This is a genomic window from Flavobacterium koreense (genome assembly GCF_054776075.1).
In genome coordinates, this window is record NZ_BAAHCF010000002.1 from 258144 (window position 1) to 285062 (window position 26919).

Annotated in this window: 20 protein-coding genes and 1 tRNA gene; 15 read left to right on the forward strand and 6 right to left on the reverse strand. The window is 31.8% G+C overall.

The features are described from left to right. The first annotated feature begins 11 nt into the window (after nt 1-11). Nucleotides 12-1244 carry a metallophosphoesterase gene (locus ACYU7A_RS01445; RefSeq protein ID WP_460573697.1) on the forward strand — a complete coding sequence of 411 codons (1233 nt, stop codon included), beginning with the start codon at nt 12-14 and terminating at the stop codon, nt 1242-1244. A gap of 74 nt (nt 1245-1318) precedes the next feature. Next, a complete protein-coding gene (locus ACYU7A_RS01450) occupies nt 1319-1615 on the forward strand; it encodes a thioredoxin family protein (RefSeq protein ID WP_298116634.1) in 297 nt (98 codons plus the stop codon). Here ACYU7A_RS01450 and ACYU7A_RS01455 read toward each other — a convergent pair. From ACYU7A_RS01455 to ACYU7A_RS01470, 4 genes are all read right to left on the reverse strand, one after another. Beyond that, the gene (locus ACYU7A_RS01455) at nt 1612-2244 is read right to left on the reverse strand and encodes a polysaccharide deacetylase family protein (RefSeq protein ID WP_460573700.1); all 633 of its coding nucleotides are present in this window, start codon (nt 2242-2244) and stop codon (nt 1612-1614) included. The genes ACYU7A_RS01450 and ACYU7A_RS01455 overlap by 4 nt on opposite strands. A gap of 68 nt (nt 2245-2312) precedes the next feature. Continuing rightward, nucleotides 2313-5513, reverse strand: a complete 3201-nt coding sequence (locus ACYU7A_RS01460; RefSeq protein ID WP_460573702.1) for a glycosyltransferase family 117 protein — start codon at nt 5511-5513, stop codon at nt 2313-2315. Nucleotides 5514-5625: 112 nt separating this feature from the next. Then, the gene (locus ACYU7A_RS01465) at nt 5626-6312 is read right to left on the reverse strand and encodes a response regulator transcription factor (RefSeq protein ID WP_460573704.1); all 687 of its coding nucleotides are present in this window, start codon (nt 6310-6312) and stop codon (nt 5626-5628) included. Between the two features lie 4 nt (nt 6313-6316). Then, the gene (locus ACYU7A_RS01470; RefSeq protein WP_460573706.1) at nt 6317-7717 is read right to left on the reverse strand and encodes a sensor histidine kinase; all 1401 of its coding nucleotides are present in this window, start codon (nt 7715-7717) and stop codon (nt 6317-6319) included. 195 nt (nt 7718-7912) lie between these two features. On the opposite strand from ACYU7A_RS01470, the gene ACYU7A_RS01475 reads away from it, so the two are divergent. Further along, nucleotides 7913-7983, forward strand: a tRNA-Gln gene (locus ACYU7A_RS01475). Nucleotides 7984-8076: 93 nt separating this feature from the next. Here ACYU7A_RS01475 and ACYU7A_RS01480 read toward each other — a convergent pair. Then, nucleotides 8077-8901, reverse strand: a complete 825-nt coding sequence (locus ACYU7A_RS01480) for a universal stress protein (RefSeq protein ID WP_460573708.1) — start codon at nt 8899-8901, stop codon at nt 8077-8079. A 171-nt stretch (nt 8902-9072) separates the two neighbouring features. Between ACYU7A_RS01480 and rimP the strand changes: the two genes are divergently transcribed. From rimP to infB, 3 genes are read left to right on the forward strand one after another with little or no spacing between them, the layout of a single operon-like run. Continuing rightward, nucleotides 9073-9540 (forward strand): ribosome assembly cofactor RimP, encoded by a 468-nt coding sequence (gene rimP / locus ACYU7A_RS01485; protein ID WP_460574031.1) that lies wholly within the window; start codon nt 9073-9075, stop codon nt 9538-9540. 8 nt (nt 9541-9548) lie between these two features. Further along, entirely contained in the window at nt 9549-10790 is a 1242-nt protein-coding gene (gene nusA / locus ACYU7A_RS01490) for a transcription termination factor NusA (protein ID WP_344815561.1), read from the forward strand. 40 nt (nt 10791-10830) lie between these two features. Next, nucleotides 10831-13626 carry a translation initiation factor IF-2 gene (gene infB, locus ACYU7A_RS01495; RefSeq protein ID WP_460573711.1) on the forward strand — a complete coding sequence of 932 codons (2796 nt, stop codon included), beginning with the start codon at nt 10831-10833 and terminating at the stop codon, nt 13624-13626. A 48-nt stretch (nt 13627-13674) separates the two neighbouring features. Here infB and ACYU7A_RS01500 read toward each other — a convergent pair whose 3' ends face one another. Then, nucleotides 13675-14067 (reverse strand): SPOR domain-containing protein, encoded by a 393-nt coding sequence (locus tag ACYU7A_RS01500; protein ID WP_460573713.1) that lies wholly within the window; start codon nt 14065-14067, stop codon nt 13675-13677. A gap of 216 nt (nt 14068-14283) precedes the next feature. Here ACYU7A_RS01500 and ACYU7A_RS01505 point away from each other — a divergent pair, with 216 nt between their 5' ends. The 9 genes from ACYU7A_RS01505 to ruvB all read left to right on the forward strand — a co-directional run bounded on the left by ACYU7A_RS01505 (nt 14284) and on the right by ruvB (nt 26919). Beyond that, entirely contained in the window at nt 14284-15618 is a 1335-nt protein-coding gene (locus tag ACYU7A_RS01505) for a c-type cytochrome (protein ID WP_460573715.1), read from the forward strand. 32 nt (nt 15619-15650) lie between these two features. After that, nucleotides 15651-18710, forward strand: coding sequence for a TAT-variant-translocated molybdopterin oxidoreductase (locus tag ACYU7A_RS01510; RefSeq protein WP_460573717.1), 3060 nt, complete (start codon nt 15651-15653; stop codon nt 18708-18710). A gap of 37 nt (nt 18711-18747) precedes the next feature. Further along, nucleotides 18748-20157 carry an NrfD/PsrC family molybdoenzyme membrane anchor subunit gene (gene nrfD / locus ACYU7A_RS01515; RefSeq protein ID WP_345095006.1) on the forward strand — a complete coding sequence of 470 codons (1410 nt, stop codon included), beginning with the start codon at nt 18748-18750 and terminating at the stop codon, nt 20155-20157. A gap of 8 nt (nt 20158-20165) precedes the next feature. After that, nucleotides 20166-20690: a DUF3341 domain-containing protein gene (locus ACYU7A_RS01520; protein ID WP_298307855.1), complete on the forward strand. Its 525-nt coding sequence runs from the start codon at nt 20166-20168 to the stop codon at nt 20688-20690. A gap of 6 nt (nt 20691-20696) precedes the next feature. Continuing rightward, a complete protein-coding gene (locus ACYU7A_RS01525) occupies nt 20697-21260 on the forward strand; it encodes a c-type cytochrome (protein ID WP_460573719.1) in 564 nt (187 codons plus the stop codon). A 27-nt stretch (nt 21261-21287) separates the two neighbouring features. Beyond that, nucleotides 21288-22787 (forward strand): quinol:cytochrome C oxidoreductase, encoded by a 1500-nt coding sequence (locus ACYU7A_RS01530; RefSeq protein ID WP_460573721.1) that lies wholly within the window; start codon nt 21288-21290, stop codon nt 22785-22787. Between the two features lie 19 nt (nt 22788-22806). Continuing rightward, on the forward strand, nt 22807-23988 hold the full coding sequence (locus tag ACYU7A_RS01535; RefSeq protein ID WP_460573723.1) for a cytochrome c oxidase subunit II: 1182 nt from the start codon (nt 22807-22809) through the stop codon (nt 23986-23988). A 21-nt stretch (nt 23989-24009) separates the two neighbouring features. Then, entirely contained in the window at nt 24010-25815 is a 1806-nt protein-coding gene (locus ACYU7A_RS01540) for a cytochrome c oxidase subunit I (RefSeq protein WP_460573725.1), read from the forward strand. A gap of 81 nt (nt 25816-25896) precedes the next feature. Beyond that, nucleotides 25897-26919: a Holliday junction branch migration DNA helicase RuvB gene (gene ruvB / locus ACYU7A_RS01545; RefSeq protein WP_396143026.1), complete on the forward strand. Its 1023-nt coding sequence runs from the start codon at nt 25897-25899 to the stop codon at nt 26917-26919.

Genomic DNA, 26919 nt, shown 5'->3' on the forward strand with positions numbered 1-26919 from the left:
AATTTTCAAAAATGGCTTTTCGCTGGGTTATCCTTCTTTTAATAATTTTAATCATTGAAATTTATGCATTTCAAGCTGTTAAAACATTTACAAAAGTAAGATGGGTGCAGCTTACTTATATTATAATTTCTGTTTCTGCAGTTGCTTTTGTTTTTTACGGTTTTTCTAAATTTGATAGAGGTGTAGGACAAACCCAAATGTTTATGATGACCATTGGAGTTATGTTACTAGTTATAGTTCCAAAATTATTGATAACATTTATCATGCTCCTTGAAGATACTCTTAGATTGATGGTTGGAACTAAGAATTATTTTACAAATTATGGAAATGATACTTTTTTACCTGAAAGAAGAAAGTTTATTAGTCAAGTTGCGCTTGGAATTGCCGCAGTTCCATTTTTATCATTGATTTATGGAATGACGATTGGAAAATATAATTATAAAGTTTTAAGACAAACGTTATTTTTTGATGATTTACCAGATGCTTTTGATGGTTTTAAAATCACGCAAATATCAGATATACATAGTGGAAGTTTTGATAATCCTGAAAAGATAAGTTATGCAGTTGATTTAATTAATGAGCAAGAATCAGATTTGTTATTGTTTACAGGAGATATTGTAAATACTCATGCAACCGAAATGCATCCATGGATTGATACTTTTAAGAAGATTAAAAATTATGAATTCGGAAAATATTCTATACTTGGAAATCATGATTATGGTGAATATGTAGATTGGAAATCAGAAGAAGCAAAAAACAAGAATTTTGAAGACATCAAAGATTTACATCAACAAATTGATTTCAAATTGATGTTGAATGAAAACACGAAAATCAAAAAAGGAAACGACGAAATTGCATTAGTTGGTGTTGAAAATTGGGGTGTAAAATTCAAGAAAGTGGGTGATTTGAATAAGGCTTCAGAAAATTTGAACAAAGAAGATTTCAAAATTCTGATGAGTCACGATCCGAGTCATTGGGATGCAGAAGTAAAAGATCATCCTAAAAATTTTCATTTAACACTTTCTGGACACACTCACGGATTTCAATTTGGAATAGAAATTCCAGGAATTATAAAATGGAGTCCTGTGGAATATGTTTACAAACAATGGGCTGGTTTATATGAAAATGTTGGTAAATATATTTACGTAAATAGAGGTTTTGGGTTTCATGCTTACCCTGGAAGAGTAGGAATTATGCCTGAAATTACAGTAATTGAACTAAAAAAAGGCAAAAATGTAGTATAATTAGTTAAAAATGCTACATTTGTATTACTAATACTTTCTTTTTTATAAAAAGAATATATAAATAACTAGGTTTTATGTCAAAATTTGGCGAACTTATAAATGCTCAAGTTCCTGTGTTAATTGACTTTTACACAGAGTGGAACGAATCTTCAGTGTCGATGCATCCAGTTATTAGAGATGTTGCGGCTGCGCTTGGCGATAGAGCAAAAGTGATTAAAATTGATGTGGATAAAAACCAAGAATTAGCCGAAGCACTTCGAATAAAAGGTTTACCAACACTTATGATTTATAAAGAAGGTCAAATGGTGTGGAGACAATCAGGTGAATTGGATGCTAATACTATAATTGGTTTAGTTCAAGAGCAGGTTTAATCAATTTTTTCACAAACATATCCTTTTTTCTTTAAGAATTCTAAAGTTCTTGGTAATACATATTCCAAGTTCGTGAATGCTTTTTTGCTATCGTGAAAAACAATAATACTTCCTGATTTTACATTTTTTAAGACATTTTCTAAACATTTTTCCTTAGAAATTGTATTATCAAAATCATAAGAAATGATGTCCCACATTATTATTTTATAACCAAGTTTTCTGAGAATTTTGGATTGTGATGGTTTTATTTTACCATAAGGTGGACGAAATAGTTTGTAGTGTTCAGTGTTCAGTTTGCAGTGTTCAGTTTCGAATAATTTGACATTTTCAATGTAATCTGAAGTATTAGTTTTCCATCCATTTAAATGATTGAAAGTGTGATTTCCAATGGAATGCCCTTCGTTGATTACTTTCTGAAAAATTTCTGGATATTTTCTAACGTTATCTCCTATACAGAAGAAGGTTGCTTTGGCATTGTATTCTTTCAATTGATTTAGTGTCCATTGAGTGATTTCTGGTGTTGGTCCATCATCAAATGTTAAATAGACTTTATTTTCATTGTTAGGAATATCCCAAACATAGTTTGAAAATAGTTTCTTAAATATCCAATGTGCTTTTACCCAATTCATAATTCAAATGTAAATAAAAAGTGCCGATAAATTAATCTATCGGCACTTTGTATTTTTTATAAAATCAATTATTCCATATCGCGTTGAAATCTTGGGAATCGATTATTATAACTATTAAATTCATTTCTGTTTTTGTTATAAAATTCAATATCACCATTAGCTTTCATTACTTTTAATAAACTTCTATAACGTTCTATATCGGTAACGATATCTGTAGCCATAAAACTTTGGTCAGAAGAGTTGAAAGTACTATAATATCTCAAGTTGTCTTTATATTTTGATGCGAGTTTAGTTATTAAATCTCTAGCTTTTTGTTTTTCGCCAGTTTTATAATAACCACCAACAAAAGGCTCAAGCGTTAAATAATAACCATAGTAATCTATCGGTGTCTTAGTAATTGCCAAATCAATAACTTTTTTGGCCTTATCAATTTTACCTTCTTTTATCAATAATTCCATTAATCTAGAAAGATTGGTTCTATATGAAATGCTATTTCTTCTAGTTTCTGGATCATGATAAATTTTAGTGCTTTCTCCATTACCCCATTTCCAATTGGTTGCAAGTTTGTACATTTTTTCTGTATCAATTTGCCCCATATCTGGATAGTTTTCTTCAATTACTGGAGTTTTTATAGGTACTAATTTATACACCATACCATCAAGCTGAAGATAATCTTTCATCCATAGGTAATCATCATCTCCAAAACTTCCTGGGCTAAAATAAATAGGTCTTTTCCAATTATTGTTGTTTAAAATATCAAACATAATTAGACGGTTTTTGTATAAAGCACCACCTTTTAAGTCTATGTCAATATAAGGAACAATAGAATCATTTTGCGCCGGATTAACTACCTTATTTGCAATCACAGCATTTTTATCAATAGGAATTCTAACTTTATTTGTTGGAAAGAAATGAAGTTTGTGTCCACTTTGCATCTCAACAGTAGTTATGGTGTCTTCACTTTTCGCAAAGTTTATAAAATCTTTAAGTAACCATCTGTTTTCAGTTTGCTTATTAAATAGAATAGCGTCTCTGTTGTCTGCAACATATTGCTGATGTTCAAATGAAATTGGTAAACCATCTGCTCTATAGGTTTTAAGCTTCATTTGATCAATATACCAATCGGTCATTAATAAGCTAGTATTTACAATTTTTACATCGGTTCTGTATCCTTCAATCTCTTGAGCATACCATAATGGGAAGGTATCATTATCACCAATTGTAAATAGTATAGCATTTGGATCACAAGAGTCAAGATAATTTTTAGCCATTGCTAAAGCTGTATATTTTCCTGAACGATCATGGTCGTCCCAGTTTTGTGATGCCATTAAAACAGGAGCAGCCAGTAAACTTGTAGCAACTACTATTGGTCCGGCAATTTTTGCAGCTACTTTTTCTTTTATCATTTCATAGATTGCATAAACTCCAAAACCAATCCAAATTGCAAATACATAAAATGAGCCTACTAAAGCGTAATCTCTTTCACGAGGTTCAAATGGTCTTTCGTTAAGATAAATTTTTAATGCTAATCCTGTAAATAAGAACAAAGCCAATAATACGTAGAAACTTTTTAAATCTCTTTGTGCATGATACATTAAACCAATCAAACCTAAAAATAAAGGTATAAAATAGTATAAATTTCTTCCTTTGTTATTTTCAATATCTTTAGTTAAATTTTCTTGAGAACCTAAATGAATTTCATCAATGAATTTTATTCCGCTTAACCAGTTTCCGTCTAAATTGTCATACCTACCTTGATTGTCGTTTTGTCTTCCAACAAAGTTCCATAACAAATAACGACCATACATATAACCAAATTGATATTCAATCATAAAACTAAGATTGTCGAAAGTTGATGGTTTTTCAATGTCAAGATAATCACCGTAAGCTTTTAAGAAAGATACATAACCATCGTTGTCAATTTTACCACTTGCATAGGCTTGTCTGAATTCTGCAACAACATCAGTTAATTCTTTTTCCTCAACATAATCAGATTTTACTTTGAATTTTGGGACTCCTGTAAAGTTCATATATCCTTCAATGTTGTCTGTACTCCACATTCTAGGTAGAATTGCTTTGTGATTGTCATCGGTGTTTTGCTCTGCATTTTTATAATCATTTACAATCACATATTTTCCGGAAGCTTCGTCTCTCTCATAGTTTGGAGCTTTATCCAAATAAGGATTATTCTCGTCTAAACCAGCAAAGGCATCTGTATATTGTGGACCATAAAATAATGGATTGATTCCGTATTGTTCACGATTGTAATAAGCCAATACTTCGGCAGCATCTGATGGTTTATTTTCGTTTATTGGTGTGTTTGCATTAGCTCTAATAGGCAACATCATCCAAGTTGAAAATCCTATTAATACAAATAGAATACAAAGTAAAACAGTGTTGTATGTTGGATGTTCTTTTTTTCTAGTGTATCTCAATCCAAAATAAAAGAAAGCTACAATTAGAAGTACAGCAAAAATAGTTCCTGAGTTAAAAGGTAACCCAAGGTTGTTTACCATGAAAATTTCAGTTTTACCAAAGAAAGCTAATGTGTAAGGCAATAAAAGCTTGAAAATGAAAAGTAATACTGCTATAATAATTACATTGGCTAGAATGAAATTTGTAACAGTTACTTTTTTGTAGTTTTTAAAGAAGTATAAAAAACCAATTGAAGGAATGGTTAATAAAGCCATGAAGTGAACACCAAAAGATAAACCAACTACTAAGCTGATTAGTAATAACCATCTGTTTCCTTTTGGCTCATGCATTTCTTGTTCCCATCTTAAGCCAAGCCAAAAAAGAAGTGCAATAAGTAAAGTTGCCATTGCATAAACCTCTGCTTCAACAGCATTAAACCAAAAACTATCTGAAAAAGTGAATGCTAATGCTCCAACAAATGAACTTCCTAAAATAACTTTGATATTATTGTTGTCTATTTCTGTGTATGACGAAATGATTTTCTTTAACAAAATGGTAGAAGACCAAAACATAAAAAGAATGGTGAAAGCACTAGAAAAAACAGACATCATGTTAACCATAAAAGCTACTTTATCGCTACTAGTTGCAAACATTGCAAAGAAAGCTCCAAGCATTTGAAATAATGGTGCGCCTGGCGGATGTCCTACCTCAAGTTTAGCAGCTGTTGCAATATATTCTCCACAATCCCAAAAACTCATTGTGGGCTCTACTGTTAATGTATAGGTTATCAGTGCAATTGAAAAAGCAGCCCAACCTAAAATGTTATTCCACTTTTTGAAATCAAATGTTGTCATATATAATTATGATGTTAATTCAGATGCAAAGAAACTATTTTTTTATCGAAACCACATAAATTGAGGTTGATAAAATTTTCTTAATTACTTGCTGCTAAAAGTTTTTTATTAATTATTCTTTTATTTTAAATTCTAATCCAATAAATCTTGTGCTTTCAATTGAAATATTTTTGTCTTCTTGAAAGTACTTTCTGATTTTAGTTATAAAAACATCCATACTTCTTCCTGAAAAGTAATCGTCATTTTTCCAAATATTTTTTAAGATAGCTTCTCTTTTAATTAATTGATTTCTATTTTGATAAAGATATTCAATTAGTAGTGCTTCTTTTTCAGTTAGTTGTTGTGTACTATTATCTTTTTTTAAACATAACCTTTTGGTGTCAAAAATGTACTTGCCTATTAAGATTTCTTGAACTGTTGGTGTCTTGAAATTGAGTTCACTTCTTTTTAAAATGTTATTTAATCTTAAAATTAATTCTTCAACTTCAAAAGGCTTGACGATATAATCATCTGCTCCTAGTTGTAATCCTTTTATTCTATCTTCTTTTAATTGTTTTGCAGTGAGAAAAACGAAAGGTGTTTCAGGGTTTATTTTTATTAATTCTTCGGCTAGTACAAAACCATCCATTTTTGGCATCATAACATCTAGAATACAAATGTCAAAACTATTTTTTTTAAAAATTTCTAATGCTTTAACTCCGTCTTCTGCCCAAACAACATCAAAATCATGAAGCTGTAAGTACTGAATTAATACATTTGAAAAATCAAAATCATCTTCGGCTAAAAGTATTTTTTTCATAATACTAAGATGGAATTGATAAAATGAATTGCGTTCCTTTTCCTAATTCGCTCACCAAATTAATAGTTCCTTTGTGCGCTTTAATTATTTGGTCTACATAATATAGTCCAAGTCCTAAACCTTTTGTGTTATGAAGGTTTCCTTGTTCAACTCTATAGAATTTATCAAAAAGTAACGATTGTTTGTTTTTTGCAATTCCTATTCCGTCATCTTCAATACAAATTTTGAATTCATTATTTTGCAAATTTGTAGTTACGAAAATGGTTTTGGCGCCATATTTAACAGCGTTGTCTAAAACATTAATTATTGCAGTTGTGAGATGAAATCTGTCTAAAGTTAATTGTGTTTCTGAATTAAAATTTGTTTTAATATCAATTGTAGGATTAGCCATTTTGAAATCATTTACTATGGTTTCCAAGAAAGCATTAATTTTTGTTTTTTCTTTTTGCAATTCAATTTCTTCAAAGCCTAAAGAGTTACTCATAACCTGATCTATCAAACTTTGTAAACGTTCATTTTGACGGTTTATAGTTTGAATCAATTGGTTGTAAACTAAATCATTTTCTTTTACTTCTTTACGCTCCAATATTTTTGTAGAAACCGATAAAGTTGTAAGTGGTGTTTTTAGTTCGTGAGTGATGTTGTTTATAAAATCTGTTTTAATATCACTAATTTTCTTTTGTTTTATTAATGATTTTAGAGTTACTACAAATATCGAGATTAATGTAATAATTGAGGCTATCGCAAAAAACAGTAATAATGACATTCTTTTAAGAATAATTAATTCCCAGTTTTTTACAGAAACATATAAGCTATCCTCAGTAAGCAATTTATAATTTGATTTTGATGTATTTGAACTCGTGGTTCCAACGTAGTTTCTAACTAAAAAAGCGTCTTCAAGCGAAGCTAAATTGCCATACATTTTGTTTTCAATAAAAGGTTTTGCAGCAAATAAGGTGTCTGCTTTTTTAGTGTTGTTGTAGATTACAAATTTGTTTAAGATTATTGCAAAATCGATTTCGTTATCTGGAAACTCTTTTTCGAACTTCTTTTGAAGTAAATCAGTTAATTGTTTTCTATAATGATTTTCTATGAATTGTTTTTTTACCTGGCTTCGATAATTTCTATCGATTAGATAGTTTTCTGCAAGCTCTTTGTATATGTAATCTTTATTATTAAATAAGGTGCTGTCTATGTCGCTATAATCATTTGTGATTTCAGCAAGTTTTTCTTTTACTTCAAGACGAAATTGCGCTACTTTGTAGTTGTAAGTGGTTTTTACCAAATAATATTGCATAACGCAAAGCGCTATTAGAACTAATCCTGATAAAAGAGTTAATATGTTTATTTTTTGCTTCATAATAAAATCAGATTCAAAAATAGCACGATTTATTGTAAAAATCATTTTTTATTCTTCCTTTAACCTACGATTAACTTTCAAAGACATTGTATAGAGGAAATGATATTTTTGTAATGCGAATAAAATTAGCACATTAGGTTTTGGATTAAATTCATTTTTCAAAATTTTAAATAAAAGTTGAATAAATGTTTGCTTAAAATAAAATTTGTATTAAATTTGCACCCGCATTCAAGCACTTATTGGTCTATGGTGTAATGGTAACACAACTGTTTTTGGTGCAGTCTTTCAAGGTTCGAGTCCTTGTAGACCAACAAAAAATCCCAACAGAAATGTTGGGATTTTTTATTTTAATAAGTTTAAAAAAAACCATCAATTAATTGATGGTTTTTTATTTTTATATAGTATTATATCTTAAATGTTATAACAGGTCTTGTTGCGTGATTAACTAAGTCTTCACTAATACTTCCGTTAAAGAAGTGAGAAAGACCTTTTCTTCCGTGTGTACTCATTCCAATTAAATCAGCATTAATGCTATTTGAAAAGTTTAATATTCCTTTTTCAACATTAGTTTCATTGTAAACATGAGTCTCAACTTTTTGAACATTGAAGTTAGAAAGGAATCTTTTCATTGTTTCTTCAGATGTAGAAGTTGATTTAAAATTGTTAGGTGTATTAACCATAACTAAATGTAATGTTGAATCAAATTTGTTTGCAAAGTCAACTACTTTTTCAAATGGTTTTTTTACTTCGTCACTAAAGTCTGATGCAAAAACAAAATTATTAACGGCAAAATCGTTTTCTTCTTTTTTGATAATAAGAACAGGAACTTCAGAGTTACGAACTACTTTTTCGGCATTTGAACCTATAAACATTTCTTTGTAGCCGCTTGCGCCATGAGAACCCATTACAATTAAATCTACATTGTTTAGTTGGCTAATTTTTAAGATACCATCAAAGGCCAATTCAAATTGCACAATTTCAGAAACTTTTAAACCATCAAGATAATCTTCATCCATAAGGTCTTCTAATTTTTTTATAGCGGCATTTTTGAAAAACATGATTTCTGGAATAGCTGCACCAGATCCAATAGCATCACTTGCTTGATTTGGAAATTCTAACATGTGTAATAAAATAATTTCGCCATTATTTTTTCTTGCGATTTGTGCAGCAACTTTTAAAGCATATTCAGCATTTTGAGAAAAGTCTGTAGGGATTAGGATTTTTTTCATGATTGTGTATAAATGATGTATTTTTTAAGTTTGTCTATTAATAGAGTATAAAGGTATAAAAAAAATATAAAAAGCAATGAAATTAATATAAAAAAAAATTTCTATATTTGCACCATTATTAAACAGAAATGAATAATGAGGGAAGCACTGCTTCCCTCTTTTTATAAGATTATGACATTTAGAGAACAAGTTACAAAACTTTTAGAAGAAGGTTTGTCTGAAAAACCAGAAATGTTTTTGATAGACTTATCAATTTCAGATAATTACAAAATTATTGTAACTTTGGATGGTGATAAGGGTGTTAATCTTCAAGATTGTATAGATGTAAGTAGAATTATTGAAAATAATCTAGATAGAGAAGAGCATGATTTTGAGCTTGAAGTAGCGTCTGTTGGTGTTGGTTCGCCATTAAAATTAAAAAGACAATACATAAAGAATATAGGAAGGACTTTAAAGGTTAAAACCGGAAAAGAAACTATTGAGGCAGAATTGATTGATGCAGATGAGCAAAAAATAGTTTTATCTTGGATGACAAGAGAACCGAAAAAAATAGGAAAAGGTAAGGAAACAGTTCAAAAAAAATTAGAATTACCTTACTCAGAAATAATAGAAGCAGTTGTTACAATAAATTTTAATTAAATAGAATAATGGAAAATATTGCATTAATCGAATCATTCTCAGAGTTTAAAGATGATAAACTTATTGATCGAGTAACGCTTATGGCGATTTTGGAAGATGTTTTTAGAAATGCTTTAAAAAAGAAGTATGGTTCTGATGACAATTTTGATATTATCATAAATCCTGATAAAGGAGATATGGAAATCTGGAGAAGAAGAATTGTTGTTGCCGATGATGATTTAGATTTAGAAAATGAAGAAATTACACTTACAGAAGCTAGAAGAATAGAACCTGATTTTGAAATTGGAGAAGAAGTTTCTGAAGAAGTTAAATTAATAGATTTAGGAAGAAGAGCTATTTTAGCTTTGCGCCAAAATTTAATTTCAAAAATTCACGAACACGATAATACTAACTTGTACAAACAATTTAAAGATATTATTGGTGAAATTTATACAGCAGAGGTGCACCATGTTCGCCCAAGAGTTGTAATTTTGGTTGATGATGAAGGAAACGAAATTGTATTACCAAAAGAAAAACAAATTCCTTCTGACTTTTTCCGTAAAGGAGATAATGTTAAAGGAATTATTGAAAGCGTTGAATTAAAAGGAAATAAACCTCAAATTATCATGTCTAGAACTTCTGAGAAGTTTTTAGAAAAATTATTTGAACAAGAAATTCCAGAAGTTTTCGATGGTTTAATTATGATTAAAAAAGTCGTAAGAATTCCTGGTGAAAAAGCAAAAGTAGCCGTAGATTCTTATGATGACAGAATTGATCCTGTAGGAGCTTGCGTTGGTATGAAAGGATCTCGTATTCATGGAATTGTTCGTGAATTAGGTAACGAAAATATTGACGTAATAAATTATACAACTAATGCTTCTCTGTTGATTACAAGAGCATTAAGTCCTGCAAAAGTTTCTTCTGTGAAAATTGATGAAGAAACAAAACATGCTGAAGTGTTTTTGAAATTAGAAGAAGTTTCTAAAGCAATTGGTCGTGGAGGACAAAATATTAAATTAGCAGGTCAATTATCTGGATACGAATTGGATGTTATCAGAGAAGGAAGTACAGCGGAAGATGATGATGTTGAATTAACAGAATTCTCAGACGAAATTGACGGTTGGATTATTGATGAATTTGCAAAAATTGGTTTGGATACAGCAAAGAGTATTTTAAAACAAGATGTTGCCGATTTAGCTAGAAGAACTGATTTAGAAGAAGAAACAATACAAGAAGTAATGCGCATATTGAAAGAGGAGTTTGAAGACTAATTTTTCACCCCAATAAAAAAAAGAATTTATAAAAGATTTTATGTCTGAAGAAAGAAATATTAGAATAAACAAAGTTTTAAGGGAATTAAACATTTCGTTAGAAAGAGCTGTCGATTATCTTAAGGATAAAGGAATTGCTATTGATGCAAACCCAAATGCTAAGATTTCCGATAAAGAATTTGATATTCTACAAAATCAATTTGCCGGCGACAAAGGCAATAAGGAAGCGTCCAAAGGTGTTAGCGAAGAAATTAAGAAAGAAAAAGAAGCACTTCGTCTTGAAAGAGAAAAAGAAATAGAAGACAAAAGAAAACAAGAAGAAGAACGTCATCGTCTTGAAGTAATTAAAGCTAAGGCTGTCGTTTCTGGGCCAAAACAAGTAGGTAAAATTGATTTAGAACCTAAACAGGTTCCTACAAATAAACCTGAAAGTGTAAAATCAGAAGCAAAAGTTGAGGAAAAGCCTGCTCCTATAAAAGAGAAGCTTGTACAATCTAAAGAAAAACCTGCAGTAGCTGAGGAAAAGCCTAGTCAAAAAGAGGTTGTTGTTGAAGCAAAAGTTGAAGAAGTAAAAGTTGATAAAGTATCTGATAATCTGCCTGTTGAGGACGAAACACATACTACACAGTATCAAAACCTTTCTGGACCAACTTTAACAGGTCAAAAAATTGATTTATCTCAATTTAATAAACCTAAAAAGACTACTCCACCTAAAATCAATAGTGCTAATAAGGTTGATCCAAACAAAAATAAGAGAAAAAGAATTCCGCCAAAACCAGGTGAAGCTCGTCCAGGGAATGCTGGAGGAAATGCTGCTGGAGGTCAAAATAAACCAGGAGGTACAGGTGGTAATAAATTTGTTGCTAACAAACCAGGAGGCGGAGGTTTCCAAAAAGGAAATAGACCAGCTATAGTTCAAAAAGTTGAGCCTACAGAAGAGGAAGTTAAAAACCAAATCAAAGAAACTCTTGAAAGACTTCAAGGTAAAGGTTCAAAATCTAAAGCTGCAAAATATAGAAGAGATAAAAGAGATACGCACCGTCAGCGTTCTGATGATGAACAAAGAGCATTAGACGAAGGAAGCAAAACTATTAAAGTTACAGAATTTGTTACTGTTGGTGAAGTTGCTACTATGATGGATGTGCCTATTACTAAAGTAATTGGTACTTGTATGTCTTTAGGAATTATGGTAACAATGAATCAGCGTTTAGATGCTGAAACATTAACTATTGTTGCTGATGAGTTTGGTTACGAAGTTGAATTTATTACAACTGATCTTGAGGAAGCAATAGAAATTGTTGAAGATAGAGAAGAAGATTTAGTAACAAGAGCACCTATAGTTACTGTAATGGGTCACGTTGACCACGGTAAAACATCTTTATTAGATAATATCCGTAAAGAAAATGTAATCGCTGGAGAATCTGGTGGAATTACACAACATATTGGAGCTTATGCTGTACAATTAGATAACGGACAAAAAATAACTTTCCTTGATACACCTGGTCACGAAGCATTTACTGCTATGCGTGCTCGTGGAGCTCAAGTAACCGATATTGCAATTATCGTAATCGCTGCCGATGATGACATCATGCCTCAAACTAAAGAGGCAATCAGTCACGCTCAAGCAGCTGGTGTTCCAATGATTTTTGCTATAAATAAAGTAGATAAACCACATGCTAATCCTGAAAAAATCAAGGAAAAATTAGCGGCAATGAATTTACTTGTTGAAGATTGGGGTGGAAAATACCAATCGCATGACATTTCTGCTAAAATGGGAATGGGAGTAAAAGAACTTTTAGAAAAAGTATTGTTAGAAGCCGAATTATTAGATTTAAAAGCAAATCCTAATAAACCTGCTGTTGGAACTGTTGTGGAAGCACAATTAGATAAAGGTAGAGGATATGTTTCTACTATTTTAGTGCAATCTGGAACTTTAAGAGTTGGGGATTATGTATTGGCTGGTAAAAATCATGGTAAGGTAAAGGCAATGTATGATGAAAGAGGAAATAGCGTAAAAGAAGCTGGTCCTTCAACTCCAATGTCTATTTTAGGTTTGGATGGTGCGCCAACAGCTGGAGATAAATTCAATGTTTTTGAAGACGAAAGAGAAGCGAAACAAATTGCTGTTAAACGTACACAATTAATGCGTGAACAATCAGTAAGAACGCAACGTCATATTACACTTGCAGAAATTGGTCGTCGTATTGCGCTTGGACAATTTAAAGAATTGAACATTATCCTTAAAGGAGACGTTGATGGTTCTGTTGAAGCATTATCAAATTCATTCTCTAAATTATCTACAGAAGAAATTCAAATCAATATTATTCATAAAGGTGTTGGAGCAATTACTGAAACTGACGTTATGTTGGCTTCAGCTTCTGATGCTATCATTATTGGATTTAATGTTCGTCCTGCAGGAAATGCACGTCAACTTGCAGATAAAGAAGAAATCGACATCAGAAATTATTCTATCATCTATGATGCAATTGATGACTTGAAAGATGCAATGGAAGGAATGTTGTCTCCAGAAATGAAAGAAGAAATTACTGGAACTGCTGAAATCCGTGAAACATTCAAAATCTCTAAGGTTGGAACAATTGCTGGATGTATGGTTACAGATGGTAAAATCTTTAGGAATTCTAGAATACGAATTATTCGTGAGGGTGTTGTAATATTTACAGGAGAACTTACAGCTTTAAAACGTTTTAAAGACGATGTTAAAGAAGTTTCTAAAGGTTATGATTGTGGTATTCAAATCAAAAATTACAACGAAATAGAGCAACTAGACATAATCGAAGCGTTCCAAGAAGTAGAGGTTAAGAAAAAACTTAAATAAGTATAATTTTACAGAATAAAAAAATCCCGAGAAATCGGGATTTTTTGTTTATTGTTTTGAAGGCTTGATTAGAATTGCGGAAGGATATTTTTTCTTTAATAAATTTAAGTTTCTTTCAGCTTCAATTCTTGTTTTAAAATTGCCAACCCATACTTTATATAAAGGTGTGCTAAATATAATCGTTGCATCATAGTTTTTGTTCTCTTTTTTAAATTGTATTAGAGTTTTCTTAGAGGCATCGCTTGTACCATTAAATATTTGTATTTTATATCTGTTATTTATTGTTATTGAAGAGTTTACCTTTCTTTTTTCGTTTAATAATTGTTCAAATTTTGGGTCTTGATTCACATTCGTATTCTGTGCTTTTATGGTGTTAAAATTGAAAAATAAAAAAATAAATAGTAAGTGATTTAAAGATCTTTTTTCTGTTAAATAATTCATAATGGTTTGATTTTAATGCAAATGTAGTTTAAAAATAATATGTCGAAATAAAAAAATTATTTAGAATTAATATAAATTGATAATTAAGATATATTTAAGGTTTTGAGAATAGTTCATAAATCGTATTTTTGCTCAAGTTTTAAAAAAAGTGTATTGGTAATTTGTTTAATCATAAGAAAAAACCATACCAAAATTTAGTCGATAATCATTTATAATATGAAAAAAGTGGGTAACCATAGTTCGATTTCTAGAATTTATTCATTGGGATTAGCATTATTGCTAACTTTCTCTTTTTCTACATTTGCTCAAGAAGCAGCTGCGCCAGCAGCTAAATCTGATGCTGCTCCAGTAGCTGCGCCAGCGGCAACTGCAGGAGGTGATGCGGTGAAGGGGAAAGAATTATTTAATGCAAATTGCGCGGCATGTCACAACTTAGATAAGAAAATGACAGGTCCGGCACTAAGAGGTGTTTCAGGGAAATATGATATGCCTTGGTTGTACAAATGGATAAATAATAGTTCAGCATTAATCAAATCTGGTGATGCTAAAGCTGTAAAAGTTTTTGAGGAAAATAATAAAGCTGTTATGACAGCTTTTCCACAATTATCAAATGCAGACATTGATAATATTATTGCGTACACATCAGAACCGAAAGCTGAGCCTGTAGTGAGTGCTGCTCCTCCAGGGACAAGTACTTCTGTTAATGAAGGTATTTCTAATGATGTTATCCTAGGTGCTTTAGCTTTAGTGATGTTAATGTTAGTTGTAATGTTGTTTTTAGTTAACAACGTTCTTACTAAAATTGCAAAATCTAATGGAATTGAAGCTTTAGACAAGCAGCCAACAATGCCAATTTGGAAAGCATTTGCTAAAAATCAGTTTTTAGTATTGGTTTCTGCAATATTCTTGCTATTGTCTAGTGGTTATTTTGTTTATGGATTCTTTATGCAAGTTGGTGTTGACCAAGATTATGCACCAGTTCAACCGATTCATTATTCTCACAGAATTCACGCAGGAAGTAATGGTATTGATTGTAAATACTGTCATTCATCTGCAAGAGTTAGTAAAAATGCAGGTATACCATCTTTGAATGTTTGTATGAATTGTCATAAAAATATTGCTGAAGTTTCTGATACTACTGCTACTGAGGATTACTCAAAAGCGTTCTATGATAAAGAAATTCAAAAATTATACAAAGCTGTAGGTTGGGATCAAAGTACTCAAAAATATACTGGTAAAACTGAGCCAGTGAAATGGGTGAGAATTCATAATTTACCTGATTTTGCTTATTTCAATCACTCTCAACACGTAACTGTTGCAGGTATTGAATGTCAAAAATGTCATGGTGAAGTTCAAACTTACGAAATACAAAAACAATTTGCTCCTTTAACTATGGGGTGGTGTATTGATTGTCACCGTAAAACTGATGTTAAAATGGAAGGAAATGCTTATTACGATAAAATTCATAAAGAACTTTCTAAAAAATATGGTGTAGACAAATTGACTGCAGCACAAATGGGAGGTTTAGAATGTGGTAAGTGTCACTATTAATCAAATTATTAAGAAGCTAATATTTATATACGATGTCATCTAACAAAAAATACTGGAAAAGTGTTGAGGAACTAAACGAAAATAGTTCTATTGTTGAGACGCTTAGAAATAATGAGTTTGTAGAACAAATCCCAACGGATGAATTCTTATCAAACGAATCATTATCATCTTCATCAACTACTCGTCGTGATTTCTTAAAGTACGTTGGTTTTACAACTGCAGCTGCTTCGTTGGCTGCATGTGAAGGACCAGTTCATAAATCAATTCCATACGTGGTTCAACCAGATACAATCATTCCTGGTGTTGCTGATTTTTATGCAACATCTATGTTTGATGGTTTTGATTTTGCAAATCTTTTAGTAAAGACAAGAGAAGGTCGTCCAATTAAAATTGAGAATAATACAATTGAAGGAGCTAAGTTTGCAGCTAATGCAAGAGTTCATGCTTCTGTATTATCTTTATATGATAGTATGCGTCTTACTTCTCCAAAAGTTGATTCTAAGTCAGCAACATGGAATGAAGTTGATGCAAAAGTTAAAGCTAGTTTAGCTGATGCAAAATCATCTGGTAAGCAGGTTGTTTTATTGACTAACACTTTAGCGAGTCCTTCTACAGAAAAATTAATTTCAGACTTTATCTCAAAAAATCCTACAGCTAAACATGTAGTTTATGATGCTGTTTCTGAGTCTGCTGCTTTAGATGCTTTCGAATCAGTTTATGGAGAAAGAGCTTTAGTAGATTATGATTTTTCAAAAGCAAATACAATTGTTTCTATTGATGCTGATTTCTTAGGTGATTGGCAAGGAGGAGGTTTTGATAAAGGATATGCACAAGGAAGAATTCCTCAAGCAGGAAAAATGTCAAAGCATTTTCAATTTGAAGCAAACATGACATTGTCTGGAGCTGCTGCTGATAAAAGAGTTCCGATGACTATTGCTAATCAAAAATTAGCCTTAGTAAAAATATATAACATTATAACTGGTGCTTCTGTTTCTACAGGAAAAATTGAAAATGAAGCTGAAGTTGTAAAAGCTGCGAATCAATTAAATGCTGCAGGAAGTAAAGGTCTTTTGGTTTCTGGTATTCAAGATAAAAATGCTCAGTTGTTGGTTATTGCTATTAATCAAGTTTTAAAAAGCGAAGCTTTATTAACTGCTGGTGCAAGATTAATCAGAAAAGGATCTAACGAAAAAGTAGCTCAATTAATTTCAGATATGAATGCAGGTTTGGTTCATACTCTTATCATGAGTGGTGTTAACCCTGTTTACACTTTAGCAAATAGCAAATCTTTTGTTAGTGGTTTGAAAAAAGTAAAAACATCTGTTGCTTTTTCTCTTAAAGAAGATGAAACTGCAGAGCTTACTACAATTGCAGCTGCAACACCTCATTATTTAGAATCTTGGAACGATTTAATGTTGACAAAAGGAACATATTCTTTAGTTCAGCCAACTATTCGACCATTATTCAATACAAAACAATTCCAAGAATCATTAATGTCTTGGAATGGAGTAGCTGGAAATTACTACGATTATATAAAAGCAAATTCTGCGAGTTTTATTTCAGGTTCATCTTGGAATAAAGTACTTCATGATGGTGTTTTTGTTTCAGGAGTTAGCACTTTAGCTGGTGGTACTGCTGATTATAACGGAGCTGCATCAGCTTTATCTCAATCTAAACCTGCACAAGGTTTTGAGTTAGTATTATATACTAAAGTTGGTTTAGGTGATGGTCAACAAGCAAATAACCCATGGTTACAAGAATTCCCAGATCCTATTACAAGAGTTTCATGGGATAATTATGTTACTGTTTCTCAATTTGATGCTAATAAATTAAAATTAGAAAACAAAATTGTTGCTAATGGAGGTCTTAACGGAAGTTATGCTACTCTAACTGTTAATGGAGTAAAATTAGAAAATGTACCTGTAATTGTTCAACCAGGACAAGCTAAAGGTACATTAGGTTTAGCTCTTGGATATGGTAAAAAAGCAGCATTGAAAGAAGAAATGCAAGTAGGTGTTAATGCTTACGCTTTATATAATAATTTTAATAATGTTCAATCTGCAACTATTACTAAAGGTGATGGTGAGCATGAGTTTGCTTGTGTTCAATCACAAAAAACTTTAATGGGTAGAGGAGATATTGTTAGAGAAACTACACTTGAAATTTTCAGGACAGCTAAAGATAGCAGAGAATGGAACCCAGTTCCTATGGTATCTTTAGATCATAAAGAAGTAGAAGCAACAAAAGTTGATTTATGGGAATCATTTGATCGTTCTACTGGTCACCATTTCAATTTATCAATTGACTTGAATGCTTGTACTGGATGTGGTGCTTGTGTTATAGCTTGTCACGCTGAAAATAATGTTCCAGTTGTTGGTAAGTCTGAGGTAAGAAGAAGTCGCGATATGCATTGGTTGCGTATTGATAGATACTATTCTTCTGAAGACACTTTTGCTGGTGACAACAAGAAAAAAGAAGAATTTGACGGATTGTTTGGTGATAAAGGTTCATTAGGTGGATTTGGTCAAATGGAAAGTCCTGCGGATAATCCTCAAGTGGCATTCCAACCAGTTATGTGTCAGCACTGTAATCACGCTCCTTGTGAAACTGTTTGTCCAGTTGCTGCAACTTCTCATGGTCGTCAAGGTCAAAATCAAATGGCATATAACAGATGTGTTGGTACTCGTTATTGTGCTAACAACTGTCCATATAAAGTACGTCGTTTCAACTGGTTCTTATACAACAATAACAGCGAATTTGATTTCCATATGAATGATGATTTAGGTCGTATGGTTGTTAATCCAGATGTAAATGTTCGTTCTCGTGGAGTAATGGAAAAATGTTCTATGTGTATTCAAATGACACAAAAAACTATTCTTGATGCAAAACGTGAAGGAAGAGAAATAAAAGATGGTGAATTCCAAACTGCTTGTTCAAATGCATGTTCTTCAGGAGCAATGATATTTGGAGATGTAAATGATAAAGAATCTAAAGTAGCTGAGTTACTTGAAGATAAAAGAATGTATCATTTGTTAGAGCATGTTGGAACTAAGCCAAACGTTATCTACCACGTAAAAGTTAGAAATACCTAGTTTAAAAAAGATTAATTAAGAAACAAGATAAAGGATTATGTCGTCTCACTACGAAGCACCCATTAGAAAACCATTAGTTATTGGTGATAAAAGTTATCACGATGTGACTGTCGATGTTGCTGCTCCTGTTGAAGGAAGAGCAAACAAACAATGGTGGACCGTTTTTTCAATCGCATTAGCAGCTTTCCTTTGGGGAATAGGTTGTATCACTTATACCATTTCAACTGGTATCGGAACTTGGGGTCTTAACAAGACTGTAGGTTGGGCTTGGGATATTACCAATTTCGTTTGGTGGGTTGGTATCGGTCACGCAGGAACACTTATTTCTGCAGTACTTTTACTTTTCCGTCAAAGATGGAGAATGGCTATTAACCGTTCTGCGGAAGCAATGACAATTTTCTCTGTTGTTCAAGCAGGATTATTCCCAATCATCCACATGGGTAGACCATGGTTAGCTTACTGGGTTGTTCCAATTCCTAATCAATTTGGTTCACTTTGGGTTAACTTTAACTCACCTCTTCTTTGGGACGTATTCGCAATTTCGACGTACCTTTCAGTATCATTAGTTTTCTGGTGGACTGGTTTACTTCCTGATTTTGCAATGTTAAGAGACAGAGCAGTTACTCCTTTCAATAAAAAGATATACTCTATTTTGAGTTTCGGATGGAGCGGTAGAGCAAAAGATTGGCAACGTTTTGAAGAAGTTTCTTTGGTATTAGCTGGTTTAGCTACACCTTTGGTTCTTTCTGTACACACGATTGTATCATTTGACTTTGCTACTTCGGTAGTACCTGGTTGGCATACAACTATCTTCCCACCTTACTTCGTTGCTGGTGCGGTATTCTCTGGATTTGCAATGGTTAATACCTTATTAATCATTATGAGAAAAGTTTCTAACTTAGAAGCATATATAACAATTCAACATATCGAATTGATGAACATTGTAATCATGATTACTGGTTCTATCGTTGGTGTTGCCTATATCACAGAGTTATTTGTGGCTTGGTATTCAGGTGTTGAGTATGAACAATATGCTTTCTTAAACAGAGCAACTGGTCCTTACTGGTGGGCATATTGGTCAATGATGACATGTAATGTATTCTCTCCACAGTTTATGTGGTCTAAAAAATTAAGAACTAGTATTATGTTCTCTTTCATAATCTCAATTGTTGTAAATATTGGAATGTGGTTTGAACGTTTCGTAATTATCGTTACTTCATTACACAGAGATTATCTTCCATCATCTTGGACTATGTTCTCTCCAACATTTGTTGATATTGGTATCTTCATTGGAACTATAGGATTCTTCTTTGTTTTATTCTTATTGTATGCTAGAACTTTCCCAGTTATTGCTCAAGCGGAGGTTAAAACAATCTTGAAATCTTCAGGTGAGAATTATAAGAGAGAAAGAGAAAAAGAAGGTCATAATCATTCAGAAAAACATTAGTATTTGTTATGAGTAATAAAGTTATACACGCAATATACAATGATGATGATATTTTAATGGATGCTGTAAAGCAAACAAGAAAAGCGCATCATCATATTGAAGAAGTTTTTACTCCATTTCCTGTTCACGGATTGGATAAAGCGATGGGATTGGCACCAACCAGACTTGCAATATGCGCATTTATTTATGGTTGTATAGGCATCAGTGTTGCAACAACAATGATGAATTACATTATGATACAAGATTGGCCTCAAGATATTGGAGGAAAGCCAAGTATGAGCTACATACAAAATATGCCAGCTTTTGTGCCGGTAATGTTTGAAATGACAGTTTTCTTTGCAGCTCACTTAATGGTAATTACTTTTTACATGAGAAGTAAATTGTGGCCGTTTAAAAAAGCAGAAAATCCTGATGTGAGAACAACAGATGATCACTTCTTAATGGAAGTAGCTGTAAATAATAATGAAGAGGAATTGACTTCTTTCTTAAAAAATACAGGTGCAGTTGAAGTTAAAGTAATTGATAAGCACTAAACAGACATGAAAAGTATAATAAAAATAACATTAGTATTAGGTATAATAGTATCTCTTTCTTCATGTAAAGATAATGCATCACCTAATTATCAGTATATGCCAAACATGTACGAGTCAGTTGCATATGAAACATATTCTGAATCAAATGCTTTTAACTCAGTTAATGGTTTAAAAGGTAAAGAAGGTCAATTACCAGCTGTTGGTTCAATCAAAAGAGGTTATGTTCCTTATGAATATGCAGATACGCCAGAATCTTTTGCAGCTGTTAAAGCAGCAAATCTTAAATCTCCTTTAGATCCATCTAAAATTGATATGAAAAAGGCAGAAGAGCTTTATGTAATATATTGTGGTATTTGCCATGGCAACACTGGTGATGGTAAGGGTAAATTAGTTACTCAGGGTAAATTTCTTGGAGTACCAAGTTATGCAGATAGAGTTATTAATGAAGGTAGTATTAATCACGTAATTAACTATGGTTTAAATTCAATGGGTTCCTATGCTACTCAATTAAATCAAGAAGAACGTTGGATGGTTGCAGCTTATGTGATGAAGCTTAAAAGTGAATTATAATTGTAGAACAAACAGATTGTTAAAGATATGTACACATTTTCAAAAGGTTTAAAAAACACAGCGCTTGTTCTAATGATTTTAGGATTAGTTGGTATAGTGTATGGTTTTTTATCTACTCCAAAGACTATAGAAGAAGTTGAAAAAATAGTTGCCGCGAGTCATCATGGTAATCATGATACTAAGGCTGACGCTCACAATACACATGAAGTAGTAGCGAATCATCATGAAGTAAAAGAAGAAGCAAAAAATGAAGAATCTAAAACAGACACTACTTCTGTGGTTCATGAAATGGATTCGGTAAAAACTGAAGTTGCTCCTTTAGCAAAAGATAATCATCATGATAATCATGCTGCTAGCAATGTTTCAGAATCTAAAGTTGATGCTGAAAAAGAGCATAAAGAGCATAAAGAGCATTTAGAACACGTATTGCACCAATTACAAAATAAGCCTTGGTCGGCTTTATATGTTGCTTGTATTTTCTTCATGTTAATTTCATTAGGAGTTTTAGCTTTTTATGCAATTCAACAAGTAGCACAAGCAGGTTGGTCTCCAGTATTGTTTAGAGTTATGCAAGGAATCACGGCTTATTTACCAGTGGGTTCTATTATATTTTTCGGAATATTAGTTATGTCTGCTTTACATTTAAATCATATTTTTGTTTGGATGCAAGATGGAGTTACAGAAGTTGGTAATCCTAATTATGATAAATTAATTGCTGGAAAATCTGGTTATTTAAATCCTACATTTTGGTTAATTAGAGCTGCAGTTTTCTTAATAGGATGGAATTTATATCGTTATATGTCAAGAAAAAATTGTTTGGCACAAGATGAATCAAATGATAATTCTTTCTATAAAAAGAATTTCAAACTTTCTGCAGGATTTTTAGTTTTCTTTATTGTAACTGAATCTATCATGTCTTGGGATTGGTTGATGTCTTTTGATCCTCATTGGTTTAGTACACTTTTTGGATGGTATGTATTTGCGAGTTTCTTTGTAAGTGGTATTACAACAATTTCAATGGTTACCCTATATTTAAAATCTAAAGGTTATTTAGAAAATGTAAATTCAAGCCATATTCACGATTTGTCTAAATTCATGTTTGGTATAAGTGTTTTTTGGACTTACTTATGGTTTTCTCAATTCATGCTTATTTGGTATGCAAATATTCCAGAAGAGGTTACTTATTTTATAACTAGAATTGAGCACTATAATTTACCATTTTTTGGTGCTGTTGTTATGAATTTCGTTTTCCCATTATTAGTTTTAATTAATACTGACTTCAAACGTATAGCGCCAATTATTGTAGGAGCAGGTGTTGTTATTTTATTAGGACACTATATTGATTTCTTTAATATGGTTATGCCAGCTACTGTTGGTGACCAATGGTTCATTGGTGTATCTGAAATCGCTTCTGTATTATTCTTTTTAGGATTGTTTATTTTTGTTGTATTTACAGCTTTATCTAAAGTTCCACTTACTCCAAAACGTAACCCTTTCATTGAAGAAAGTAAACATTTTCATTATTAATATTTAAAGAAAAGAACAAATGACAAGTTTATTAGTACTTCTTGTTTTAGTTTTATTATCGGTTGCCCTTTGGCAATTGACTAAAATTTTTGACCTAACGCAAGTTGGTAAACAATCTGATAATACTCAGATAGCTGACGACAATGATAATAAAGTAAATGGCTATTTATCTTTTGGATTTTTAGCGTTTATTTATTTGATTACAATATTTTGTTTAGTTAATTATGGAAAATTTCCATTAATGAGTAATGCCGCTTCTGTTCATGGTAAAGATGTAGATCAATTGATGTGGATTTCAATGATTCTTATATTTATTGTTCAAACTATTACACAAGCATTATTATTTTATTTTTCTTATAAATACAGTGGTAGAAAAGGTCAAGTAGCAACATATTTTTCTGATAATAACAAATTAGAGTTTATTTGGAGTTCTATTCCTGCATTAGTATTAGCGGTATTAATCTTTTTCGGATTGTATTCTTGGACAGATATCATGTTTGTAAATGAAAAAGAAGAAAAACCAATTGTAATTGAAGTGTATGCTCAACAATTTAAATGGACTGCAAGATATGCTGGCGATGATAATGTTTTAGGTAAGGCTAATGTTAGATTAATTGAAGGTGTTAATACTTTAGGTGTTGATTTAGCAGATCCTAATGCTCAAGACGATATTGTTACTGATGAATTACATTTACCTAAAGGTAAAAAAGTAGTTTTCAAAATTCGTTCTCAAGATGTTTTGCATTCTTTTTATATGCCTCATTTTAGAGCACAAATGAATTGTGTTCCAGGTATGGTTACTCAGTTTGCTTTTACTCCATCATTGACTACATCTGAAATGAGAGAAACGAAAGAAATGACTGAAAAAGTTGCAAATATTAATAAAATTAGAGAGACTAAAAGCAAACAATTGGTTGCTGAAGGTAAAACGGCTTTAGATCCTTATCAATTTGATTTCTTACTATTATGTAATAAAATCTGTGGTTCTTCACATTACAATATGCAAATGAAAGTTGTTGTAGAAAGTGGAGCAGATTATAAAAAATGGTTGAAAGAGAAAACGAAATTAGTGCAGTCTGTTAAAACAGCTGTTGCTGAAGAAGCTGCTGCTAAACTTGCTGAATCTAATCCAGCTAAAATTGATACTACTTCTGTAAAAAAAGATACTACTTTAGTAGCTGAAGCCCCAACTAAACAATAAAAATATAATATATTTTATAATATGAGTCACGCACACGATAATCACGCACACGATCACCACGACGATCATCATGAACACCACCATAAAGATACTTTTATTACTAAATATATCTTTAGTATAGACCATAAGATGATTGCTAAGCAATATCTTTTGACAGGTATATTTATGGGTATTATTGGTGTTGGTATGTCTTTGCTTTTTAGATTGCAATTGGCTTGGCCTGAACAATCATTTAAAGTTTTTAGTTTTTTCTTAGGTGAAAAAATGGCTCCAGAAGGAGTAATGACTAATGAAGCATATTTATCATTAATAACTATACATGGTACCATTATGGTATTCTTTGTATTGACAGCTGCTCTTAGTGGTACTTTTAGTAATTTATTAATTCCATTACAGCTTGGTGCAAGAGATATGGCTTCAGGATTTCTTAACATGATTTCCTATTGGTTGTTCTTTTTGTCAAGTGTTATAATGGTAATATCATTATTTGTTGAATCTGGACCTGCATCTGCTGGTTGGACTATTTATCCTCCATTAAGTGCTTTGCCTCAAGCTATCGCTGGTTCTGGTCTAGGTATGACATTGTGGTTAGTTTCAATGGCAGTGTTTATCGCGGCATCATTGATGGGTTCTTTGAATTATATAGTAACTGTTATTAATCTTAGAACTAAAGGAATGACAATGACAAGAATGCCACTTACAATATGGGCTTTCTTTATTACAGCTGTTATTGGTGTTATTTCTTTCCCAGTTTTATTGTCAGCAGCTCTGTTGTTGATTATGGATAGAAGTTTTGGTACATCTTTCTTCCTTTCTGATATTTATTTAGCAGGTGAAGTATTGAATTATCAAGGAGGATCTCCAGTTTTATTCGAACATTTATTTTGGTTTTTAGGCCACCCAGAAGTATACATCATTTTGTTGCCAGCTTTAGGTATTACATCAGAAGTTATTGCTACAAACGCTCGTAAACCAATCTTCGGTTACAGAGCAATGATTATGTCTATCCTTGCAATTGCATTTTTATCAACAATTGTTTGGGGACACCATATGTTCGTATCAGGTATGAATCCTTTCCTAGGTTCTGTATTTACCTTTACAACATTATTAATTGCAATTCCATCTGCTGTAAAGGCATTCAACTATATTACAACTTTATGGAAAGGTAATTTGCAACTTAATCCAGCAATGTTGTTTTCTATTGGATTAGTTTCAACATTTATTACAGGTGGTTTAACTGGAATTATTTTAGGTGATAGTACCCTTGATATTAATGTTCACGATACTTATTTTGTTGTTGCTCACTTTCACTTAGTAATGGGTATTTCTGCTCTTTATGGAATGTTTGCCGGAATCTATCATTGGTATCCAAAAATGTTCGGTAGAATGTTAAACAAGAATTTAGGATATGTGCACTTTTGGGTAACCGCAGTTTGTGCTTATGGAGTTTTCTTCCCAATGCACTTTATTGGTATGGCAGGTCTTCCAAGACGTTATTATACAAATACTAACTTCCCATTGTTTGATGATTTACAAGACGTAAACGTTATAATTACTGTTTTTGCTTTAGTAGGTGGTGCATTCCAATTAGTATTTATTTATAATTTCTTTTCTAGTATTTTCTACGGAAAAAGAACAGTTCAAAATCCTTGGAGATCAAATACTTTAGAATGGACAGCTCCAATTGAGCATATTCATGGTAACTGGCCTGGAGAAATTCCAGAAGTTCATAGATGGCCATATGATTACAGCAAACCAGGTCACGATGAAGATTTTGTTCCACAAAATGTTCCTATGAAACTAGGTGAAGAAGTTTTACATCACTAAGATTTTTAAAATAAAATATAAAAAAGCCTTTCTTATGAGAGGCTTTTTTATTTAGATATAACTTTGTTATATATTTGTAGTATGAATGAAAATTTAGACCCAACTAACTTTAATTATAATCCGGAAGAGCTAGACCTTGAAAAGAAATTAAGGCCTTTATCTTTTGATGACTTTACTGGACAAGAACAAGTTTTAGATAATTTAAAAGTCTTTGTTGAAGCAGCAAATCAAAGGAATGAAGCTTTAGACCATACTTTGTTTCATGGTCCACCTGGATTAGGTAAAACGACTTTAGCTAATATTTTAGCTAATGAACTAGGTGTTGGAATTAAAATTACTTCAGGTCCAGTTTTAGATAAACCGGGTGACTTAGCAGGATTATTAACAAATCTTGAAGATAGAGATGTTTTGTTTATTGATGAAATACATCGTCTAAGCCCTGTAGTTGAAGAATACTTGTATTCTGCTATGGAAGATTTCAAGATTGATATTATGATTGAGTCTGGACCAAATGCTAGAACAGTTCAGATTAATTTAAATCCATTTACATTAGTTGGAGCAACTACTAGATCAGGTTTGTTAACTGCGCCAATGCGTGCTCGTTTTGGAATTCAAAGTAGATTACAATATTATAATACAGAACTATTAACTACCATAGTACAAAGAAGTTCTGCCATTTTAAAAATGCCTATTACTATGGAAGCTGCAATTGAGATTGCAGGAAGAAGTCGAGGTACACCTAGAATAGCTAATGCTCTTTTAAGACGTGTTCGTGATTTTGCTCAAATTAAAGGCAATGGTAAGATTGATATAGAAATTGCAAGATATTCTCTGCAAGCTTTACATGTAGATGCTCACGGCTTGGATGAAATGGACAATAAAATCCTTACTACAATTATTGATAAATTTAAAGGAGGTCCAGTTGGTCTTTCTACTCTTGCAACAGCTGTCTCAGAAAGTGGTGAAACCATAGAAGAAGTTTATGAACCTTTCTTAATTCAAGAAGGTTTCATTATTAGAACTCCAAGAGGAAGAGAAGTTACAGAAAAAGCCTATAAACATTTAGGTAAAATCAAAACAAATATTCAAGGAGGATTATTTTAA

Bases quoted from the DNA above. Each gene is read 5' to 3' on its own strand.
- ACYU7A_RS01445 (WP_460573697.1), top strand. From the start codon at position 12: ATGGCTTTTCGCTGGGTTATCCTTCTTTTAATAATTTTAATCATTGAA.
- ACYU7A_RS01450 (WP_298116634.1), top strand. From the start codon at position 1,319: ATGTCAAAATTTGGCGAACTTATAAATGCTCAAGTTCCTGTGTTAATT.
- ACYU7A_RS01455 (WP_460573700.1), bottom strand. From the start codon at position 2,244: ATGAATTGGGTAAAAGCACATTGGATATTTAAGAAACTATTTTCAAAC.
- ACYU7A_RS01460 (WP_460573702.1), bottom strand. From the start codon at position 5,513: ATGACAACATTTGATTTCAAAAAGTGGAATAACATTTTAGGTTGGGCT.
- ACYU7A_RS01465 (WP_460573704.1), bottom strand. From the start codon at position 6,312: ATGAAAAAAATACTTTTAGCCGAAGATGATTTTGATTTTTCAAATGTA.
- ACYU7A_RS01470 (WP_460573706.1), bottom strand. From the start codon at position 7,717: ATGATTTTTACAATAAATCGTGCTATTTTTGAATCTGATTTTATTATG.
- ACYU7A_RS01480 (WP_460573708.1), bottom strand. From the start codon at position 8,901: ATGAAAAAAATCCTAATCCCTACAGACTTTTCTCAAAATGCTGAATAT.
- rimP (WP_460574031.1), top strand. From the start codon at position 9,073: ATGACATTTAGAGAACAAGTTACAAAACTTTTAGAAGAAGGTTTGTCT.
- nusA (WP_344815561.1), top strand. From the start codon at position 9,549: ATGGAAAATATTGCATTAATCGAATCATTCTCAGAGTTTAAAGATGAT.
- infB (WP_460573711.1), top strand. From the start codon at position 10,831: ATGTCTGAAGAAAGAAATATTAGAATAAACAAAGTTTTAAGGGAATTA.
- ACYU7A_RS01500 (WP_460573713.1), bottom strand. From the start codon at position 14,067: ATGAATTATTTAACAGAAAAAAGATCTTTAAATCACTTACTATTTATT.
- ACYU7A_RS01505 (WP_460573715.1), top strand. From the start codon at position 14,284: ATGAAAAAAGTGGGTAACCATAGTTCGATTTCTAGAATTTATTCATTG.
- ACYU7A_RS01510 (WP_460573717.1), top strand. From the start codon at position 15,651: ATGTCATCTAACAAAAAATACTGGAAAAGTGTTGAGGAACTAAACGAA.
- nrfD (WP_345095006.1), top strand. From the start codon at position 18,748: ATGTCGTCTCACTACGAAGCACCCATTAGAAAACCATTAGTTATTGGT.
- ACYU7A_RS01520 (WP_298307855.1), top strand. From the start codon at position 20,166: ATGAGTAATAAAGTTATACACGCAATATACAATGATGATGATATTTTA.
- ACYU7A_RS01525 (WP_460573719.1), top strand. From the start codon at position 20,697: ATGAAAAGTATAATAAAAATAACATTAGTATTAGGTATAATAGTATCT.
- ACYU7A_RS01530 (WP_460573721.1), top strand. From the start codon at position 21,288: ATGTACACATTTTCAAAAGGTTTAAAAAACACAGCGCTTGTTCTAATG.
- ACYU7A_RS01535 (WP_460573723.1), top strand. From the start codon at position 22,807: ATGACAAGTTTATTAGTACTTCTTGTTTTAGTTTTATTATCGGTTGCC.
- ACYU7A_RS01540 (WP_460573725.1), top strand. From the start codon at position 24,010: ATGAGTCACGCACACGATAATCACGCACACGATCACCACGACGATCAT.
- ruvB (WP_396143026.1), top strand. From the start codon at position 25,897: ATGAATGAAAATTTAGACCCAACTAACTTTAATTATAATCCGGAAGAG.